Genomic DNA, 19,066 nt, shown 5'->3' on the forward strand with positions numbered 1-19,066 from the left:
GGCAGGGCAGGGGTCGAATCGATTCGATCGAATCGATTCGATATTGTGTCCCCCGTGCCCCTCCCCCGTCAAACCGCCACGCGCCGGTGACCGCCCCGGTCCGCCGCCCCACCCTGCGCGACGTCGCGGGCCGCGCCGGCGTCTCGACCTCGACCGCCTCGCTCGTCTTCAGCGGCAAGGGTCCGGTCGCCGTCGCCACCGCCGAGCGGGTCCGGGCGGCAGCCGCGGAGCTCGGCTTCTCCGGGCCCGACCCGCTCGCCTCGTCGTTGCGCCGCGGGCGCGTCGGGACGGTGGCGGTGCTCGTCGAGGGTCCGCTGCGGTACGCGTTCCGTGACCCCTTCGCCCTCGCGGTCCTCGACGGCCTCGCCGAGGAGCTCGACGCCGAGGGACGCACGATGCTCCTCGTCGCCCAGCCCCTGGACGACCCCGAGGGCGCGGTCGACCAGCTCGCCACCCAGGCCGTCGACGCCGCCGTCTTCCCCCTCTGCGGTGCCGACGCCAACCCGGTCGTCGAGCACCTCGCGGGGCGGGGTGTGCCGATGGTCGGCAGCGGCAGCCCGCGCGACCCGCGCGTCGTGCACGTCGCGACCGACGAGGAGTCAGCGATGGCCCTGACCACCCGCCACGTGCTCGACCTCGGGCACACCCGCCTGGCCCACGTCACGATGATGCTCGCCCCCGGCGCCCGCACCGAGGTGGTGACGGCGGCCGAGGTCGAGGCCTTTGACTACCCCGACGCCGGCGGGCGCGGGCGAGGGTTCCTGCGGCTCGCGCCGGGGTCACCGCTCGTCCAGGCCGGCGACCTCACCGTCGGCGCCGGCGAGGAGGCCGGCCGGCTGCTCCTCGACGTCCCCGCCGACCGGCGCCCGACCGCGGTCGTGTGCCAGGCCGACGTCCTCGCCGCCGGGGTCGTGCGGGCGGCGGAGTCCCTCGGGCTGCGGGTCCCGGAGGACGTGTCGGTCACCGGCTTCGACGGCGTCGACCTGCCGTGGCTCGACCACACGCTGACCACCGTGCTCCAGCCCGGCGTCGAGAAGGGGCGCGCGCTGGGGCGGCTGCTGCGGCGCCGGCTCGACGGCGAGGCGGTCGGCGACGAGCCGTTCCCCGTCACGCTGCGCGTCGGCAGCACCACCGCTCCCCCGCCCGCCGGCTGACCCACGCACACACGCGACGACGCCGCGCCCCGGTGCGGGAGCGCGGCGTCGTCGGGTGTCGCGGGAGGCGTCAGGCCTTCGCGGGCTCCTCGGCCCCGGCCTCGTCGGTGACGACCTCGTCGCTCGCGTCGGCCTCGGGCGTCTCCTCGGCGTCCGGGACGAGCTCGTCGAGGTCGACGGCGTTGCCGCTGGCGTCGGTGACCGTCGCGTCGTCCAGGACGGCGGCGAGCGCCTTGCGGCGGGCGACCTCCTGGACCATCGCGGGGATCTGGCCCTGCTGGTCGATGGCCTGCGCGAACTGGTTGGGGTCCATGCCGTACTGCTGCGCGCTCATCACGAGGTACTCGATGAGCTCGGGCTGCTCGACCTTGACCTCGCGCTGCTCGGCGATGGCGTCGAGGAGGAACTGGGCCTTGAGGGCCTTGCGGGTCGACTCCTCGACCTCGGCGCGGTGCTCGTCGTCCTCGAGGCGGTTCTCGCCCTCGAGGTGCGAGTGCACCTCGGCCTCGACGATGCCGTCGGGCACCGGCACGTCGACGGTCTCGAGGAGGTGCTCGAGGACCTTGTCGCGGGCCTGGATGCCCTGCTCGTACTTCTTGGCCTGCTCGGCCTGGGTGACGACGTCGGCGCGCAGCTCGTCCATCGTGTCGAACTGCGAGGCGAGCTGGGCGAACTCGTCGTCGAGCTCGGGGAGCTCGCGGACCTTGACGGACTGGACGGTGACGGTGCAGTCGGCGTCCTGGCCCTCGTTGTCGCCACCGGCGAGCGGCGCGGTGAACTGCTTGGTCTCGCCCGCGGTCATGCCGAGGAGCGCCTCGTCCATGCCCTCGAGCATGTTCTTGCTGCCGACCTCGTAGGAGACGTTGGTGACGGAGTCGATCTCCTCGCCGTCGATGCTCGCGGAGAGGTCGATGGAGACGTGGTCGCCGTCCTCGACGGCGCGGTCGACGCCGACGAGGGTGCCGAAGCGCTCGCGCAGCGAGGTCAGCCGCTCCTCGACGTCGTCGTCGGAGACCGCGACGTCGTCGACGGAGACGGCGATGCCGGTGAGGTCGGGGAGCTCGATGGTCGGGCGCACGTCGGTCTCGACCGTGAACTCGAGGTCCTGGCCGTCCTCGAGCGGGACGGCGGTGACGTCGACCTCGGGCTGGCCGATGGCGCGCACGTCCTCGGCCTCGGCGGCCTCGGCGAAGAAGCGCGGCAGCGCCTCGTTGACGGCCTCCTGGACGACGGCGCCGCGGCCGACGCGCTGGTCGATGATGCGCGCGGGCACCTTGCCCTTCCGGAAGCCGGGGACCTGGATCTGCGCGCCGATCGTCCGGTACGCGTCGTCGAGCATGGGCTTCAGCTCGTCGAACGGGACCTCGACGGTCAGCTTGACCCGGGTCGGGCTGAGGGTCTCGACGGCACTCTTCACTTCGGGCACTCCACCTGGGGTGTCGGGTTCACGGACTCGCGTCGTCGGGCCGGTGGGCCGGTCGCTCCGGGGGCGCGCACGGAGGCGCGGCGCCCGGGACGACGCCAAAGACCCATGCTAGCGGCCCGGCGCGGGCGCTCCGAATCCAACCCGTCCGTTACGGACCTTCCGCACGCCCGGCCGTCGGAGTACGTTCCTGCGCACCCGCGCCACCGACGGAGGGGGCGCTGCCGTCCTGGAGGACCCCATGACACCCGTGACCCGCACGACCCGGCGCCTGCGCGCGGCCGGCACCCTCGCCGCGGCCCTGGCCGCCGCCTCGCTCACCGGAGGACCGGTCGCCACCACGTCCGCGGCACCGGCCCCCTCCCCCGCGGTGGCCGCGTGCGACCCGGCCGCCGCCGGTGGGTCCGCGGCCCGCGTCGCCGACGGGGCAGCCGCCGCCGAGCCGAAGCTCTACCCCGACAACCAGGCGAACGCGTACGGCGTGCTGCCCGACGCGCCGACCCTCGGCAACGGCACGGTGACCATCCGCACCGTCTTCCACATGGTCTCCGACGACGGCTTCACGGCGGCGGAGAAGACGCGCTGGAACACCCTCATCGCGGCGCAGATGAAGGTCCTCAACGACTCCTACTCCGGCGCCACGGCAGCGGACGCGGCCAACACCCCGTTCCGCTTCCAGCTCGCCTCCACCACCTGGACCACCAACCCCGCCTGGTACACGGTCGAGCCGGGGAAGAACGAGCGGGACATGAAGAAGGCTCTCTACCAGGGCGACTCGCGCACCCTCAACGTGTACGCGGCGAACATCGGCGGCGGTCTGCTCGGCTGGGCGTACTTCCCGAAGGGCTACAACAACGGTCGCGACTACATCGACGGCGTCGTCATGCTCGACGAGTCGATGCCCGGCGGCACGGCCGGCAAGTACGCGCTCGGCGACACCCTGACCCACGAGGTCGGCCACTGGCTGATGCTCGAGCACACCTTCGCGCACGGCTGCAGCGCCTCCGGCGACTACGTCACCGACACCCCGAAGGAGGCGCAGCCGCAGTTCGACTGCCCGGTCGGTGCCGACACCTGCGCAGCGCCGGGGCTCGACCCCATCCACAACTTCATGGACTACACGCAGGACTCCTGCATGAACATGTTCACGCCCGGTCAGGCCGCGCGGATGAGCGACGCGTGGGTCGCCTTCCGCGCCGGCGGGGCGGGCGGCAAGCAGACCTGACCCCGGCACGCCCCACGACCCGAGCGCCGGTCCGCACCCTGCGGGCCGGCGCTCGGGCACACTGCCTCCGTGCTGTCCCTGCGCGTCACCGTCCCCACCCACCTGAGCGACGAGGTCGTGGCCGTCCTCGAGTCGGACGACTACGTCACCGGCCTCGCCGTGCACCGCGGCGCCTCGCTCAAGCCGCCCGGCGACGTCGTCACCGCCGACATCGCACGCGAGGGCGCCAACCCCGTGCTCGATGCGCTGCGCGCGCTCGGCGTGCACGAGGAGGGCACCATCCGGGTCGACCCCGTGACGACCTGGGTCTCCCGCAGCGGCCTGGACGCCGAGCGGCGCGCCCCCGGGGCCAGCGCGGACGCCGTCGTGTGGACCGAGGTCGGCAACCGGGCCTACGAGGACTCCGAGCTGAACTGGACGTACCTGTCGTTCATGGTGCTCGCGACGCTCATCGCCGGGGTCGCGATCGTGCTGGACTCCCCCATCCTCGTCATCGGCGCGATGGTCCTCGGGCCGGAGTTCGGGCCGGTGGCGGCGATCGGGCTGGCGCTCGTCCTGCGCAAGGGCGGGCTCCTCGGGCTCGCGGTGCGCACCCTCGTGCTCGGCTTCCTCGCGGGGATGGCGGCGACCGTGCTCGCCGGCCTCCTCGGGCGCTGGCTCGGATGGATCACCTACGCCGACATCGTCGGCGACCGGCCCGCGACGGCGTTCATCTACACCCCGGACCGGTGGAGCTTCGTCGTCGCCGTCATCGCGGCGGCTGCGGGCGTGCTCTCGCTGACGTCGGCGCGCACCGGTGGGCTGTCGGGGGTGTTCATCTCGGTCACCACGGTCCCGGCCGCGGCCAACGTCTCGCTCGGCGCGGCGTTCGGTGCGTGGCACGAGGTGACCGGGTCGCTGGCCCAGCTCGGGCTCAACCTCACGGGGATGGCGGTCGCCGGCTGGCTGACCCTGCAGCTCCAGCAGGTCGTGTGGTCGAGGGTGCCCGCCCGGCGCCGCACCCTCGTGCGGCACCGCCCGGTGATGGGTCGGCCGGAGGACTGAGTCCTCCGGCCGGTGGTGGAGCGGGCGACGGGAATCGAACCCGCGTAGCCAGTTTGGAAGACTGGGGCTCTACCATTGAGCTACGCCCGCGCACCTCGTCGGCTGCACCGCGAGGGCACCGCTAGCCTAGGGCCCGCGCTCGCGGGATCCGAAATCACCCCGGTCCACCGGATCGGGTCCGGCGTGCCACGGGGTATGGCGCAGCTTGGTAGCGCGTCCGCTTTGGGAGCGGAAGGCCGCCGGTTCGAATCCGGCTACCCCGACACGACGACAGGCCGGTGCGCGGAGCGCATCGGCCTGTGACGTGCCGGGGTAGCGGATGACGGGAGCGGGCGTGGCGGGCTGAGGGACGAAGCGCACCACCCCGCGGAGTCCGGCTACCCCGACCCGACCACGCGAGCCGGTTTCCGGCGGTCGAGCCTCCTGCAGGAGGCTCCGGCGCGGGAGACCGGCTCGACGAGGTGACGCGGACGCCTCAGGCGGGGCGGAGCGTGCAGCGGAACTCGGAGACGGTCCGGCCGTGCCGCAGGCCCTTGGCCTCGAACCCGTCGTCCGGGCGCCAGTCCGGCCGCTCGCCCTCCACGACGTCGAACCCGCCGTGCGCAGCCAGCTGCGTGCGGCAGTGCCCGGCGTAGGCGTCGATGTCGGTGGCGACCAGCAGGACGCCCCCGGGCCGCAGCCGGGAGGCGAGCAGCGTCAGCGTGTGCTGCTGCACGAACCGGCGCTTCGCGTGCTTCTGCTTGTGCCACGGGTCCGGGAAGAACAGGTGCACCGCGGCCAGGGTCCCGGGCGCGACCCGGTCGGTGAGCAGCGGCAGCGCGTCGCCGGGGTGCACCCAGAGGTTGCCGACCTCCGCCTCGTCGGCGGCGGCGAGCATCCGGGCGATGCCGGGCACGTGGACGTCGACGGCGACGACGTCGGCCTCGGGGTGGGCCGTGGCGTAGGCGATGGCGGCGGCACCGTGCCCGGACCCGATCTCGAGCACCACGGGTCCCGTGCGACCGAAGGCCACCTCGGGCACCAGGGGCCCGTCGGGCAGGGCCCGCGAGGGCAGCAGGGTGGCCATCCGCTCGTCCGTGAGCGGGCTGTTGCGCCAGCGGGGCGTGAAGGTGCGCACGCCCCGGCGGGGTGCGTGGTCGAGGACCGGGCGGGGTGCCACGGGAGCGTGCCTCTCGGGTCGGGGTCGGTGCGACGGGTCCGTGCCGGCGCGGGCGTCAGCGACGACGCACGGCGAGCGCGGCCCGGTCGTCATCCTCCCCCGAACGGGCCGACGCGCACACATCGCGGGCGACGTCACCGCCCTGGAGCACCGACAGCGAGGCCACCCCGAGCATCCGGTCGATGCCGTCGCCGAGGTCGCGGTCGCGGGCCTCGATGACGCCGTCGGAGTAGACGAGGAGGGCGTCGCCGCGCTCGAGCCGGCCGCCCTGGCGCGGGAAGTCGACGTCCGGCACGACGCCGAGCAGCGGCCCCCGCCCGCCCTCGAGCAGCGTCCAGCGGGCCCGGCCCGAGGTGAAGACCGCGGGCGCGGGGTGCCCGGCGTTGCCGACGGTGTACTGGCCGGTGCGCAGGTCGACGTCGAGGTGGACCGCGGTGGCGAACCCCTCGGCCCAGCCCTGCCGCACGAGGTAGTCGTTCGCCGCGCGCAGGAAGTCGGCCGGCGGCACCGCCCCGAGCAGCCCGCCGAGCGCGCCGGAGAGCAGCAGCGAGCGGGTGCCGGCGCCGGTGCCCTTGCCGCTGACGTCGACGAGCGCCACCTCGAGCCGGTCGCCGGCGAGGTGGGCGATGACGAAGTCGCCGGAGAAGCGGTCGCCGTGGGCGGAGAGGATGCAGGACGTCGCCGACCAGCCGGCCGGCATCGCCGGCACCTGGCCGCCCTGGACGATCCGGTCCCGCAGCTCGGCGAACATCCGGTCCCCGCCGAGCCCGCGCGTGCCGATCTGGGCGCGCGAGCGGGCGATGAGCACGGTCTGCCACATCACGAGCACGACGGCGACCACGACCCCGGCGACCCGCTGCGGGGAGAGCAGCGAGCCCGGCCCCCACGCGATGACGACGACCGCTGCCGCGGAGAGGACGACGGCCAGCCGGCGCGGTTCGAGGACGAGCCCGGCCACGACGAGCAGCGGGAAGAGCAGCGAGATGGGGACGAGGTCGGGCCGCACGACCGCACCGACCCCGAGCAGCACCACGGCGACGACGAGGACGACCACGAGCCAGCGGCCCTGGTCGACCCCGGCGAAGCGGTTGGTGAAGACGCGGCGGCGGGAGCCGTCGGGCTCCGTGCGGTCCGAGCCGGACCACCCGGCGCCTCCAGCCATGCTCAACCCCCTGCGACGTCGTCCGGGCAGCCGCCACAGTAGTGGCAACGGTTCCGGAGCCGCCAGAGAACCGGAGGGCCCGGCCGCGACGGTGTCGAGGGCTGCGGGCGGCCGGGGCTCAGTCGACCGGCGGCAGGATGCCGTCGGCCTCGTAGGCCTCGATCATCCGCAGCCGGCGGACGTGGCGCTCCTCGCCGGAGAACGGCGTGGCGACGAAGGTGCGCACCATCGCGCGGGCGACCTCGGGCTCGGTGACGCGGCCGCCGACCGAGAGCACGCGGGCGTCGTTGTGCTCGCGGGCGAGGCGGGCCAGCTCCTCGGTCCAGCAGAGGGCCGCGCGGACACCGCGCACCTTGTTGGCGGCCATCTGTTCACCGTTGCCCGACCCGCCGAGGACGACGCCGAGCGCGTCGGGGTCGGCCGCCACGGCCTCGGCCGCGCGCAGCACGAAGACCGGGTAGTCGTCCTGCGCGTCGTACGCGTGCGGGCCGTGGTTGGTGACCTCGTGCCCCTCGGCCTCGAGGAACGCGGCGAGGTCGCCGAGCATCTCGAAGGCGGCGTGGTCGGCACCGAGGTGGATGCGTGCCATCGCTCAGCCCTCGGTGTCGAAGATCGGGCCCTCGGTGCGCGAGCGCTTCAGCTCGTAGAAACCGGGGGTGCGGGCGAGCAGGAGGCAGCCGTCCCAGAGCAGGCCGGCGGCCTCGCCCTTGGGGGCCGGGGTGACGACCGGGCCGAAGAACGCGACACCGTCGACGGCCACCACCGGCGTGCCGACGTCGTCGCCGACGAGGTCGATGGCCCGCTGGTGGGAGGCCCGCAGCTCGGCGTCGTGCGCGTCGGACGTGGCCGCCTGCGCGAGCTCGGCCGGCAGCCCGAGGTCCTCGAGGGCCCCGGCGATGGCGGTGTCGTAGTCCTCCTCGCGGTGGTGGATGTGCTCGCCGAGCGCGTCGTAGAGCGGCTTGACGATCTCGTCGCCGTGGGCGGCGCGGGCGGCGACGACGACGCGGACCGGGCCCCAGCCCTTGTCCATCAGCTCGCGGTACTGCTCGGGGAGGTCCTCCCGGCCCTCGTTGAGCACCGACAGGCTCATCACCGACCAGGTGACGTCGACGTCGCGGACCTGCTGGACATGGCCCATCCAGCGGGAGGTCATCCAGGCCCAGGGGCACAGGGGGTCGAACCAGAACTCGGCGGAGGCGCGCTCGGGGGCGCTCGGGGTGGCGGTCACGCTCCTCATCCTGCCACCGCGCACCGACCCCGTGGCCCCACCCCCCGGCCGTCCCGGGCCCGCCCCCCACCGTGACAGGATTGGTCCTCGCGCGCGAGCCGCGCGCGACCTGAACATCGCTAGGAGAACCCAGTGCCCGGCACGAACCTCACGCGCGACGAGGCCGCCGCGCGTGCCGCCCTCGTCACCGTCGACACCCACGACGTCGTCCTCGACGTGACGCAGGGTCCGGAGACGTTCGCGACGACGAGCACGATCCGCTTCTCGTGCACCACCGAGGGCGCCGAGACCTTCCTCGACTTCGTCGGCGGGACGGTCCAGCAGGTCACGGTGAACGGCACCGACCTCGACGCCGAGGCGCACTACGCGGACAGCCGCATCCGGCTCACCGGCCTGGCGGCGCAGAACGAGGTCGTCGTCCGGGCCACCGGTCGGTACACCAACACCGGCGAGGGCCTGCACCGCTTCGTCGACCCGGTCGACGACGAGGTGTACCTGTACACGCAGTTCGAGGTACCGGACAGCCGCCGGATGTACCCCGTCTTCGAGCAGCCCGACCTCAAGGCCGCCTTCGCCTTCACGGTCACGGCGCCGGCGCACTGGCAGGTCGTCTCCAACTCCCCCACCCCCGAGCCCACCCCGGCCGGCGAGGGCACCGCCACGTGGGCCTTCGAGCGCACGCCGCGCATCTCCAGCTACATCACCGCGATGGTCGCCGGCCCCTACGACGTCGTCCGCGACTCGGTGTCCACCCGCGGCGGCGAGGTGCCGCTCGGCATCTTCTGCCGGAGGTCGCTCACCCCGTACCTCGACGCCGACAACCTCTTCGCGCTGACCAAGCAGGGCTTCGCGTTCTTCGAGGAGGAGTTCGACTGCGCGTACCCGTTCGCCAAGTACGACCAGCTCTTCACCCCCGAGTACAACGCCGGCGCGATGGAGAACGCCGGCGCGGTCACCATCGCCGAGATCTACGTGTTCCGCTCGCGGGTCACCGAGGCCCTCGTCGAGCGGCGTGCCCTCACCGTCCTCCACGAGCTCGCCCACATGTGGTTCGGCGACCTCGTGACGATGCGGTGGTGGAACGACCTGTGGCTCAACGAGTCCTTCGCCGAGTGGGCGTCCACGACGTGCCAGGCCGAGGCAACCGACTGGACCGACGCGTGGACGACGTTCGGCACCTACGAGAAGGACTGGGCCTACCGCCAGGACCAGCTGTCCACGACCCACCCGATCGTCGCCGAGATCCGCGACCTGCGCGACGTCGAGGTCAACTTCGACGGCATCACCTACGCCAAGGGCGCCTCGGTCCTCAAGCAGCTCGTCGCCTACGTCGGCCGCGACGCCTTCCGCGAGGGCCTGCGCACCTACTTCCGCAAGCACGCGTGGGGCAACACCACGCTGGAGGACCTGCTCGTCGAGCTCGAGGCCACCTCCGGACGAGACCTGCGCTCGTGGTCGCGCGCCTGGCTCGAGACCGCCGGCGTCAACACGCTGCGCCCGCTCGTCGAGGTCGACGACCGCGGCCGCATCACCTCGGCCGTCATCGAGCAGACGCACGCCGAGGGGTACGCGACGCTGCGGCCGCACCGGCTCGGGGTCGGCCTCTACGAGGTGCGCGACGGCTCGCTCGTGCGCACCGACCTCCTCGAGGTCGACGTCGACGGCGAGCGCACCGAGGTGCCCGCGCTCGTCGGCCGCACGCAGCCCGACCTGCTCCTGGTCAACGACGACGACCTCGCCTACGCCAAGATCCGGCTCGACGAGCGCTCGCTCGCCACGGCGCTGGCGCACCCGCGCGGCTTCACCTCCTCGCTGCCCCGCGCGCTCGTCCTCGCCTCGGCCTGGGACATGACGCGTGACGCCGAGATGGGCGCCCGCTCCTTCGTCGAGCTCGTGCTGGCCAGCCTGCCGGGTGAGTCCGACTCGACGCTCCTGCGCACCCTGATCCTCCAGCTGCGGACGGCCGTGCTGTCGTACACCGCTCCGGCACACCGGGAGACGGTGCGCACCGCCACCCTCGCCCGGCTGTGGGAGATCGCCCGCGGGGCCGAGGCGGGCAGCGACGCCCAGCTCCAGCTGGTCAGCGCCGCGGCCGGCCTCACGACCGCCGGCGACGACCCGACGACGCTGCGCGGCCTGCTCGACGGCACCGCGCCGCTCGACGGCCTCGACGTCGACTTCGAGATGCGCTGGACGGTGCTCACGGCGCTGGCCGCGGCCGGAGCCGCCACCGAGGACGAGATCGACGCCGAGCGCGCCCGCGAGGACACCGCCACCGGGCGCGAGCGCGCCGCGAAGGCGGTCGCGGCCGTCCCGACCGTCGAGGCCAAGGAGCGCGCCTGGCGCGAGGCCATCGAGGAGAGCGGTCGCCCGAACGCCATCGTCGAGGCCCTGGGCCTCGGCTTCGCCCGCGGCGGAACCTCCCCCGAGCTGCTGCGCCCCTTCGTCGAGCGGTACTTCACGATGCTCGACACCGTCGAGGACAAGGGGTCTCACGCGCTCATCGAGGGCATCGTCCTCGGCTTCTACCCCTACCCCGTCGTCGACGCCGGGCTGCTCGACGCGACGCAGGCCTGGCTCGACGCCAACCCCGACCGCCCCGCCGCGCTGCGCCGCCTGGTCGCCGAGAACCGCGACCCGGTGGCCCGCGCGCTGACCGCCCAGGAGCGCGATGCCCGTGACTGACCTCCTCCCGCTGCTCGACCTCGCCACCCCGACCGCCGAGGAGGTGAGCACCTACTGGGACCAGCTCCAGAAGTGGGCGCTGACCAACGGCGTGAAGATCGTCATCGTCCTCGTGCTCGGCTTCGTCGCGCGCTGGGCGACGCACCGGCTCATCGGCCGCGTCGTCGCGACGATGACCTCGCGCACCGCGGCCCGGCTGACGAGCAGCGGCGCGGCGGGGCGGGCGCTGGCCAACGCCACCGGCATCGCGAGCGAGCGGCACCGGCAGCGGGTCGAGACGATGGGCTCGCTGCTGCGCAGCATCTCGACCTTCGTGCTCGCGGTCATCACGCTGCTCACGGTGATGGCCCTGCTGGGCCTCCCGCTCGGGCCGCTGCTCGCCTCGGCGGGCGTCGGTGGCGTGGCGATCGGTTTCGGCGCCCAGAGCCTGGTGAAGGACTTCCTCTCGGGCATCTTCATGATCCTCGAGGACCAGTACGGGGTCGGTGACGTCATCGACACCGGCGAGGCGATCGGCACGGTCGAGGAGGTGACGCTGCGGGTCACCCGGCTGCGGGACGCGAACGGCGTCACCTGGTACGTCCGCAACGGCGAGGTCATCCGCATCGGCAACCTCTCCCAGGGGTACGCGGCGGCGTGGATCGACATGCCGGTCTCCTACCTCGAGCCCATCGAGAAGGTCCTCGACGTCGTGCGCCGCACGTCGGAGGCGTTCGGCAACGACCCCGAGTGGGAGCCGAAGATCACCGAGCCGCCGACCGTCCTCGGCGTCGACGCCATCACCGGCCAGACCGTCACCGTGCGGGTGCTCGTCAAGTGCCTGCCGGGCGAGAACTTCGGGGTGCAGCGCGAGCTGAGGCTGCGCCTCAAGGACGCCTTCGACGCGGCCGGCATCCAGGGCCCGCCGCTCCCGCCACCGTTCGCCCCGGGGTCGCGGCCGTGAGCCTCTACGAGGAGGTCGGCGGCGCACCGACGTTCGAGCGGCTGGTGCACTTCTTCTACGAGGGCGTCGCGGCCGACGAGCCGCTGCGCGCCCTCTACCCGGAGGAGGACCTCGCGCCGGCCGAGCGCCGGCTGCGGATGTTCCTCACGCAGTACTTCGGCGGGCCGACCGAGTACAGCCAGGAGCGCGGCCACCCCCGGCTGCGGATGCGGCACGCCCCGTTCCCGGTGACCCTCGACATGCGCGACCGCTGGATGCGCCACATGCTCGACGCCGTCGAGCGCACCGGCATCCCCGAGCCGCAGGCCGAGCAGATGCGCGACTACTTCCTGCGCGCCGCGCACATGCTCGTCAACACCGACGACGGGCACGGCCACCCCCCGCTCACCCCCTGAGCAGCAGGCGCGTCCGTTTCGCGACGGTCCGAGGGATGGGGGAGCATGGGGCGGGTGACCGCCCAGAGCACCGAGACCGCCCTGACCACCCCCGGGACGCCCGTCCACGCGGCCGACTCCCCCGACGCCCCCTGGTGGCGGCACGCCGTCATCTACCAGGTGTACCCGCGCTCGTGGGCCGACGCCGACGGTGACGGCATCGGCGACCTGCCGGGCATCACGGCACGCCTGCCGTACCTGGGCGACCTCGGCGTCGACGCGGTGTGGCTCAGCCCGTTCTACGTCTCCCCGATGAACGACGCCGGCTACGACGTCGCCGACTACCGCGACATCGACCCGCGCTTCGGCTCGCTCGCCGACGCCGACGCGATGCTCGCGCGCGCCCACGAGCTCGGCCTCAAGGTGCTCGTCGACCTCGTGCCGAACCACACGAGCAGCGAGCACGAGTGGTTCCGCGCGGCACTGGCGGCCGGGCCCGGCAGCCCCGAGCGCGAGCGCTACGTCTTCCGCGACGGACGCGGCCCGAACGGCGACGAGCCGCCGAACAACTGGCCCTCGGTGTTCGGCGGGCGCGGCTGGACCCGCGTCACCGAGGCGGACGGCACGCCGGGCCAGTGGTACCTGCACATCTTCGACGTCACCCAGCCGGACCTGAACTGGGAGAACCCCGAGGTCCGCGAGGAGCTCGAGTCGGTCATCCGGTTCTGGTGCGACCGCGGGGTCGACGGCTTCCGCGTCGACGTCGCGCACGGGCTGGTCAAGGCCCCCGGGCTGCCGGACTGGCACGGCGCGGTCGGCCTCTACGACGAGGTCGTCACCGAGGAGGGCCCGGAGTCCGGCGACGGCACCGTCCTCGACCACAACGGCACCGGCGCCGCGCCGATGTGGGACCAGGACGGCGTGCACGACGTGTACCGCTCGTGGCGGCGCGTCCTCGACTCCTACGGCTCCCCCGACCGCATCCTCTGCGCCGAGGCCTGGGTCAAGCCCGAGGAGCGCCTCGCGCGCTACGTGCGCCCGGACGAGATGCACCAGGCGTTCAACTTCGACTTCCTCGAGACCCCTTGGTACGCAAAGGATCTCGCGGCGGTCATCGAGTCCTCGCTGCGGTCCAACGACGCCGTCGGTGCGCCCACGACGTGGGTGCTGTCCAACCACGACGTCGTGCGCCACGCCTCGCGGCTCGGCCTCGACCAGAGCGGCCCGCGCCCGAACGGCATCTCCGCCGACGACGTGCAGCCCGACGCCGAGCTCGGCCTGCGCCGTGCCCGCGCCGCCACCGCGCTGATGCTCGCCCTCCCCGGCGGCGCGTACGTCTACCAGGGCGAGGAGCTCGGCCTGCCCGAGCACACGACGATGCCCCACGAGGTGCGCCAGGACCCGACCTACCACCACACCAAGGGCGAGGTGACCGGCCGCGACGGCTGCCGGGTCCCGATCCCGTGGGTCCACGACGCCCCGAGCCTCGGGTTCGGCCCCGGCGACGACCCGTGGCTGCCGCAGCCGGAGGCCTACGCCGACCTCGCCGTCGACCGCCAGGAGGGCGTCGAGGGTTCGACCCTCGAGCTGTACCGGACCCTCCTGCGGCTGCGCCGAGAGCTCGGGCTCGGCACGCGCGGCCTCGCCCGGGACGCGATGACGGCCGGCGACGTCGTGGCGTTCCGGTCCACGCCGGCCGACGGTGGCGACGCGCTGCTCGTCGTCACGAACACCGGCGCCAGGGCCGTGCCGCTGCCCGAGGGGGAGGTCCTCGTGTCCTCCGGCCCCCTCGAGGACGGCGCGCTCCCCACCGACACCACCGCCTGGCTGCGGGTCACCGCCGGCTGACGTGCGTGCCGCCGACTACGCCTACCTCTCGGCCCCGACGCCGCTGGCCCTCGCGCACCGCGGCGGCGCCGGGCTCGCGGAGAACACCGGCCTCGAGAACACCGTCGCCGCCTTCGGCCGGGCGGTGGCGATGGGCTACCGGTACCTCGAGACCGACGTGCACGCCACCCGCGACGGGGAGGTCGTGGCGTTCCACGACCCCGCGCTGGACCGGGTGACCGACGGCGCCGGGCTCATCCGCGACCTCCCGTGGGCGACGGTGCGCGAGGCGAAGGTCGGTGGGGCCGAACCGGTCCCGTTGCTCACCGAGCTGCTCGAGGCGTACCCGGAGGCGCGGCTCAACATCGACGTCAAGGCCGACGACGCGCTCGAGCCGACGCTGGCGGTCATCCGCGCCCACGGCGCCACCGACCGGGTCTGCCTCGGGTCGTTCTCGCCGCGCCGGGTCCGGGCGGCCCGTCGCGCCCTCGGGCCCGGGGTCGCGACCGCCGCCGGTCAGGTGGGGACCGCGCTCCTGCGCTTCTCCCCCGCCCTAGTCAGCCGGCTCCTGCACACCCCCGCGCCGGTCCTCCAGATCCCCGCCGAGCACCGCGTCGGCGGGCGCACGGTGACCCTCGTGACCCCGGGGCTCGTCCGGCGCGCGCACGGCCTGGGCAAGCAGGTGCACGTGTGGTTCCACGGCTGGGCCACCGAGGACGCCGCGGAGTTCCACCGCCTCCTCGACCTCGGGGTCGACGGCATCGTCGCCGACCGCATCGACGTCCTGCGCGACGTCCTCGCGGACCGGGGCCATCCGCTCCTGCCGCCGGCCGCCGAGGGCTAGGGTGGCGCCGATGCGGACGCAGGAGACGAAGACGGTCGAGGGGCCCCTGAGCCGGCCCTACGCCGAGGTGACCCTGGCGGCGCTGGCGCTCGTGACCATCGTCGCCTTCGAGTCGATGGCGGTCTCGACCGCGATGCCCACCGTCGCGCGCGAGCTCGAGGCCGTGCGCTCCTACGGCTTCGCCTTCTCCGTGATGCTCACCGCGCAGCTGCTCGGCATCGTCGTGGCCGGCGTGTGGAGCGACCGGTCCGGCCCGCTGCCCGGCGCGTTCGTCGGTCAGGCCCTGCTCGCGGCCGGTGCGCTGACCTGCGGGTGCGCCACCCGCCTCGACGTCTTCCTCGTCGGGCGGGCGCTCACCGGTCTGGGCGGCGGGCTGCTCGTCGTCATGCTCTACGTCATCGCCGGGCGCATCTACCCCGAGGCGATGCGGCCGCGGCTCTTCACGTACATCTCGGCCGCCTGGGTCGTGCCGTCGCTCGCCGGTCCCCCGCTGTCCGCGTGGCTCACCGAGAACCTCTCCTGGCGGTGGGTGTTCTGGGGCGTCGTCCTGCCCGTGGCGGTCACGATGGTCGTCCTCTGGCACGCGCAGAAGCGGGTCGACACCACGCGGCTCACCGCGGCCGTCTCCGGCCGCGACCACAGCGCCCACGTCCGCGCGGCCTGGGCCGGCCTCGGGGTGGCCCTCGCGGCGGGCGCGCTCCAGTACGGCACGCACGAGCTCGTCTTCACGTGGTCGGTCAAGACCGCCGTCGCCCTCGTCGGGCTCGTGGGGGTGGCCGCCGCCGCGCCGGTGCTGCTCCCCCGCGCCACGTTCGTCCTCGGGCGCGGCCTGCCGAGCGCCGTCCTCTCCCGCGCGCTCCTCTGCGCCGCCTTCTACGGCGGCATCACCTACGTCCCGCTCTTCCTCGCGGGCCAGCGCAACGCCAGCCTCCAGGTCGCCGGCCTGGCCCTCGCGGTCGGCGCGGTCGGCTGGGCGGTCGGCGCGTGGTACCAGGGCCACGACGCGATGCACCTGCCGCGGTACCGGCTCGTGGAGCTGGGTGGCGTCGTGCTCACCGTCGGCCTGCTGTGGCTCTCCCTCGTGGCCTGGGCCAACCTGCCGGCCTGGCTGAGCGTCTTCGCGCTGCTGCTCGCGGGACTCGCGATGGGTGCCGGCGTGACGACGACGACCATCGTCGCCCTCGAGCTCAGCCCGCTCGAGGCGCACGGCGAGGCATCGTCCTCGCTGCAGCTGGCCGACGTGCTCGGGAGCGTCCTCGGCATCGCGGGGGCCACCGCGGCCTTCGCCGCCGCGCACGACCCGGGCGAGGACAACGCGCTGTTCGGCGCGATCTTCCTCGGGCTGGCCGTCATCGCGGCCGTCGTCGTCCCGGCCGGTCAGCGCATCAGGACGTGACCGCCGGCCGCCGTGAGGCGGGTCCAGCGGTTCGAGCGCAGCACCGAGACGGTGCTCCCCGGCGCGAGGAAGCCGAGCGAGAACGCCGCGAAGGCACCGCCGGCGCGCACCCCCGGCGCCGCCTCGTCGCCCCAGACGCGGTCGCGGACGAACCCGGCGGCGGCGCCGCGCTCGCGGACCGCCGCGCCGACCTGGGCGAGACCGGCCCGGGCGACGAGCGCCAGGTCGTCGGCGGGCACCTCGCCCGCGGGCTCCCACCCCGAGCGCGGCGGGGTGACCGCCGACCAGGTCGCGAGGGCGCGGGTGGGTGGCAGGGGCAGCTCGCCGGTACCGGCGTGCCGGGCCGTGCGGTCCGTGACGGCGGCGAGCGGGACGACGAGGTCGCACTCGGCCGGGTCGGCGAGGGCAAAGGTGCGCAGCCCGAGGACCGTCCCCTCGGCGAGGATCCCGCTGCCCGGCAGGACCCCGACCCACGCGGCGAGCACGGGTCCGCTCGCGTGCAGGCGCATCGCGCCCTGCTCGTCGAGCGCGCGGGCCCGGGCGGCGTAGCGGCCCAGGTCGGCCAGCGCGGCCGCGTCGACCAGGTGCAGGGTGTCCGTCACCGGGCGGCCCGGCGGAAGGTGACCGGCTCGCCGACGTGCGCGGCCAGGGCCTTCCGGGCACCGGGCTCGAGGCGGCGGGGCCGGGCGGTCGCGAAGTCGTAGAGCGCCAGGCCGGTCTCGGCCAGGGCGTACAGGGAGGTCCCGACGGAGGCGGGGTCGCGCACGGTGTAGCCGAGGTCGAAGCCCGCACCGTGGACGCGGGTGACCCACATGTCGACCTCGACGGGCTCGGGGCGGTAGGTCAGCGGGGCGCGGTACTCGATGGCGTGGTGCGTGACCACGATCCCCTCGTCGAGCAGTGTGGGCCGGTCGGGGAACCACTCACGGAAGCCGATGACCCGCGCGTCCTCCAGCAGCCGGAGGTACTGGACGTTGTTCACGTGCCCGTAGGCGTCCATGTCGGACCACCGGAGCGGGACCTCGACGACGTAGGGGTCGGCCATGGGGCCATCCTCGCAGCCCGACGCGAGGCACCGGTCCGTAGGGTGGGCCGGTGACCCTCGACCCCCGCACCGCCGCTCGCCTCGACCACCGCCTCGCCACCGCCCAGCGCGAGGGACGCCTGCCGTCGGTGACCGCCGGCCTGGTCCGCGGGGGCCGGCTGGTCTGGAGCGGGGCGGTCGGGAGCCTCGACGGGCGGGCCGGGGGCGAGGTCGCCGACGACGACACCCAGTACCGGATGGGCTCGATCACCAAGACCTTCGTCGGGGTCTGCGTGCTGCGGCTGCGAGACGCCGGCCGGCTCGACCTCGCCGACCGCTTCGAGGACCACGTGCCGGGCTCGGCCCTGGGCCGGGTGAGCATCGAGCAGCTGCTCTCGCACGCCGGTGGGACCCAGGCCGAGACCGACGGCCCGTGGTGGGAGCGGACCCCGGGCGGGGACTGGGCCGAGCTCGCCGCGGCACCCGCCGGGCAGCGCTTCCGGGCCGGCCGGCGCTTCCACTACTCCAACGTCGGGTACGGCGCGCTCGGCCGGCTGCTCGAGGTGCACCACGGGGTGGGCTGGGCCGACGTCGTGCGCACCGAGCTGCTCGAGCCGCTCGGGATGACCCGCACGACGACGCGTCCGTCCGGTCGCGCCGCGCAGGGGCTGGCCGTGCACCCGTTCGCCGACGTCCTCCTGCCCGAGCCCGAGCACGACGCGGGGGCGATGGCGCCGGCCGGCCAGCTGTGGAGCACGGTGCGCGACCTCGGGCGCTGGGCGGCCTTCCTCGGCGGGGACACGGCGGGGCTGCTGTCGGCCGACACGCTCGCCGAGATGTGCGAGCCGCACCACGTCGTCGACGAGCCGGGCCAGCCGTGGACCGGCGCGCACGGCCTCGGGTGGCAGGTGTGGAACGTGGAGGGGAAGCGGTTCGCGGGGCACGGCGGCTCGATGCCCGGCTTCCTCGCGGGACTGCGGGTGGCGCTCGACGGCGGCGACGGCGTGGTCACGCTGACGAACACGACGGCGACGACCGTGATGCGCTCGCTCGGCGACGACCTCCTCGCGACCCTCGGCGAGGAGCCGGCACCGGTCGAGCCGTGGGTGGCGTCCGGCGACCCCGCGCTGCTCGAGCTGGCGGGCACCTGGCACTGGGGGCCGTCGGTGACGACGGCGCGGTTCACCGGCGAGCACCTGGTCCTCGGCGAGCCCGGCACCGGGCGCGGGTCACGGTTCGCGCGGGTCGGCGACGGCGTCGACACGTGGGTCGGCCTCGACGGGTACTACACGGGCGAGCCGCTGCGGGTCGTCCGTCGGGCCGATGGTTCTGTCGCGCACCTCGACCTCGCCTCGTTCCGGTACACGCGCACGCCCTACGACCCCGAGGGCGACGTGCCCGGTGGTGTCGACGACCTCGGCTGGCGCTGACCTCCGGGTCCGCCACCACGCGGTTCGAGGTATCCCACCGTCGTCACACGGCCGCCGGATACCTCGAACCGCGCCATCAACCTCCGGGGGGGGGGGGGGGGGGGGGGGGGGGGGGGGGGGGGGGGGCCGGGCGCGCGGGGGGGGGGGG

The 19,066-nt window shown here is 74.3% G+C and carries 17 protein-coding genes and 2 tRNA genes; 11 read left to right on the top strand and 8 right to left on the bottom strand.

Features of this window, described 5'->3' with window-relative positions:
- Positions 1-86: 86 nt before the first annotated feature.
- Positions 87-1,154: a LacI family DNA-binding transcriptional regulator gene (locus ACQZ2A_RS19605; protein WP_430214378.1), complete on the top strand. Its 1,068-nt coding sequence runs from the start codon at positions 87-89 to the stop codon at positions 1,152-1,154.
- A 70-nt stretch (positions 1,155-1,224) separates the two neighbouring features.
- Here ACQZ2A_RS19605 and tig read toward each other — a convergent pair whose 3' ends face one another.
- A complete protein-coding gene (gene tig, locus ACQZ2A_RS19610) occupies positions 1,225-2,571 on the bottom strand; it encodes a trigger factor (RefSeq protein WP_430214380.1) in 1,347 nt (448 codons plus the stop codon).
- A gap of 247 nt (positions 2,572-2,818) precedes the next feature.
- Between tig and ACQZ2A_RS19615 the strand changes: the two genes are divergently transcribed.
- Together ACQZ2A_RS19615 and ACQZ2A_RS19620 are read left to right on the top strand one after the other, a co-directional pair.
- Positions 2,819-3,802, top strand: a complete 984-nt coding sequence (locus ACQZ2A_RS19615) for a zinc metalloprotease (RefSeq protein ID WP_430214382.1) — start codon at positions 2,819-2,821, stop codon at positions 3,800-3,802.
- 69 nt (positions 3,803-3,871) lie between these two features.
- Positions 3,872-4,846, top strand: coding sequence for a DUF389 domain-containing protein (locus ACQZ2A_RS19620; protein WP_430214383.1), 975 nt, complete (start codon positions 3,872-3,874; stop codon positions 4,844-4,846).
- 16 nt (positions 4,847-4,862) lie between these two features.
- Here ACQZ2A_RS19620 and ACQZ2A_RS19625 read toward each other — a convergent pair.
- A tRNA-Gly gene (locus ACQZ2A_RS19625) sits at positions 4,863-4,936 on the bottom strand.
- 99 nt (positions 4,937-5,035) lie between these two features.
- On the opposite strand from ACQZ2A_RS19625, the gene ACQZ2A_RS19630 reads away from it, so the two are divergent.
- Positions 5,036-5,109: transfer RNA gene (locus tag ACQZ2A_RS19630), tRNA-Pro, on the top strand.
- Positions 5,110-5,321: 212 nt separating this feature from the next.
- Here the strand turns inward: ACQZ2A_RS19630 and trmB are convergent.
- The 4 genes from trmB to ACQZ2A_RS19650 all read right to left on the bottom strand — a co-directional run bounded on the left by trmB (position 5,322) and on the right by ACQZ2A_RS19650 (position 8,320).
- Positions 5,322-6,005, bottom strand: coding sequence for a tRNA (guanosine(46)-N7)-methyltransferase TrmB (trmB, locus tag ACQZ2A_RS19635; RefSeq protein WP_430214385.1), 684 nt, complete (start codon positions 6,003-6,005; stop codon positions 5,322-5,324).
- Positions 6,006-6,060: 55 nt separating this feature from the next.
- Entirely contained in the window at positions 6,061-7,167 is a 1,107-nt protein-coding gene (locus ACQZ2A_RS19640; RefSeq protein WP_430214387.1) for a PP2C family protein-serine/threonine phosphatase, read from the bottom strand.
- A gap of 118 nt (positions 7,168-7,285) precedes the next feature.
- Positions 7,286-7,756, bottom strand: a complete 471-nt coding sequence (locus ACQZ2A_RS19645; protein ID WP_430214389.1) for a ribose-5-phosphate isomerase — start codon at positions 7,754-7,756, stop codon at positions 7,286-7,288.
- Positions 7,757-7,759: 3 nt separating this feature from the next.
- Entirely contained in the window at positions 7,760-8,320 is a 561-nt protein-coding gene (locus ACQZ2A_RS19650) for a disulfide bond formation protein DsbA (protein WP_430214409.1), read from the bottom strand.
- A 207-nt stretch (positions 8,321-8,527) separates the two neighbouring features.
- On the opposite strand from ACQZ2A_RS19650, the gene pepN reads away from it, so the two are divergent.
- Genes pepN through ACQZ2A_RS19680 form a run of 6 tightly spaced genes read left to right on the top strand, consistent with a single transcriptional unit; the run spans position 8,528 to position 16,464 of the window.
- Positions 8,528-11,080, top strand: a complete 2,553-nt coding sequence (gene pepN / locus ACQZ2A_RS19655) for an aminopeptidase N (protein ID WP_430214391.1) — start codon at positions 8,528-8,530, stop codon at positions 11,078-11,080.
- Positions 11,067-12,023: a mechanosensitive ion channel family protein gene (locus tag ACQZ2A_RS19660; protein ID WP_430214393.1), complete on the top strand. Its 957-nt coding sequence runs from the start codon at positions 11,067-11,069 to the stop codon at positions 12,021-12,023. Before pepN ends, ACQZ2A_RS19660 begins: the two co-directional genes overlap by 14 nt.
- Positions 12,020-12,418: a globin gene (locus ACQZ2A_RS19665; RefSeq protein WP_430214394.1), complete on the top strand. Its 399-nt coding sequence runs from the start codon at positions 12,020-12,022 to the stop codon at positions 12,416-12,418. Before ACQZ2A_RS19660 ends, ACQZ2A_RS19665 begins: the two co-directional genes overlap by 4 nt.
- Positions 12,419-12,463: 45 nt before the next feature.
- Entirely contained in the window at positions 12,464-14,245 is a 1,782-nt protein-coding gene (locus ACQZ2A_RS19670) for a glycoside hydrolase family 13 protein (RefSeq protein WP_430214396.1), read from the top strand.
- A 1-nt stretch (position 14,246) separates the two neighbouring features.
- Positions 14,247-15,068 carry a glycerophosphodiester phosphodiesterase family protein gene (locus tag ACQZ2A_RS19675; RefSeq protein WP_430214398.1) on the top strand — a complete coding sequence of 274 codons (822 nt, stop codon included), beginning with the start codon at positions 14,247-14,249 and terminating at the stop codon, positions 15,066-15,068.
- 10 nt (positions 15,069-15,078) lie between these two features.
- A complete protein-coding gene (locus tag ACQZ2A_RS19680; protein ID WP_430214400.1) occupies positions 15,079-16,464 on the top strand; it encodes an MFS transporter in 1,386 nt (461 codons plus the stop codon).
- On the opposite strand, the gene ACQZ2A_RS19685 is transcribed toward ACQZ2A_RS19680, so the two are convergent.
- On the bottom strand, positions 16,446-17,066 hold the full coding sequence (locus ACQZ2A_RS19685) for a hypothetical protein (RefSeq protein ID WP_430214402.1): 621 nt from the start codon (positions 17,064-17,066) through the stop codon (positions 16,446-16,448). The two genes, ACQZ2A_RS19680 and ACQZ2A_RS19685, sit on opposite strands and share 19 nt — an antisense overlap.
- On the bottom strand, positions 17,063-17,509 hold the full coding sequence (locus tag ACQZ2A_RS19690; RefSeq protein ID WP_430214403.1) for an acyl-CoA thioesterase: 447 nt from the start codon (positions 17,507-17,509) through the stop codon (positions 17,063-17,065). Before ACQZ2A_RS19690 ends, ACQZ2A_RS19685 begins: the two co-directional genes overlap by 4 nt.
- 50 nt (positions 17,510-17,559) lie before the next feature.
- Between ACQZ2A_RS19690 and ACQZ2A_RS19695 the strand changes: the two genes are divergently transcribed.
- Positions 17,560-18,918, top strand: coding sequence for a serine hydrolase domain-containing protein (locus ACQZ2A_RS19695; RefSeq protein ID WP_430214405.1), 1,359 nt, complete (start codon positions 17,560-17,562; stop codon positions 18,916-18,918).
- Positions 18,919-19,066 lie beyond the last annotated feature (148 nt).

Source organism: Phycicoccus avicenniae, assembly GCF_050496545.1.
Classification (GTDB): Bacteria; Actinomycetota; Actinomycetes; order Actinomycetales; family Dermatophilaceae; genus Phycicoccus; species Phycicoccus avicenniae_A.

Coding starts and splice junctions, on each gene's coding strand:
- ACQZ2A_RS19615 (WP_430214382.1), top strand. CDS start 2,819: ATGACACCCGTGACCCGCACGACCCGGCGCCTGCGCGCGGCCGGCACC.
- ACQZ2A_RS19640 (WP_430214387.1), bottom strand. CDS start 7,167: ATGGCTGGAGGCGCCGGGTGGTCCGGCTCGGACCGCACGGAGCCCGAC.
- ACQZ2A_RS19645 (WP_430214389.1), bottom strand. CDS start 7,756: ATGGCACGCATCCACCTCGGTGCCGACCACGCCGCCTTCGAGATGCTC.
- ACQZ2A_RS19650 (WP_430214409.1), bottom strand. CDS start 8,320: ATGACCTCCCGCTGGATGGGCCATGTCCAGCAGGTCCGCGACGTCGAC.
- ACQZ2A_RS19660 (WP_430214393.1), top strand. CDS start 11,067: ATGCCCGTGACTGACCTCCTCCCGCTGCTCGACCTCGCCACCCCGACC.
- ACQZ2A_RS19670 (WP_430214396.1), top strand. CDS start 12,464: ATGGGGCGGGTGACCGCCCAGAGCACCGAGACCGCCCTGACCACCCCC.
- ACQZ2A_RS19680 (WP_430214400.1), top strand. CDS start 15,079: ATGCGGACGCAGGAGACGAAGACGGTCGAGGGGCCCCTGAGCCGGCCC.
- ACQZ2A_RS19690 (WP_430214403.1), bottom strand. CDS start 17,509: ATGGCCGACCCCTACGTCGTCGAGGTCCCGCTCCGGTGGTCCGACATG.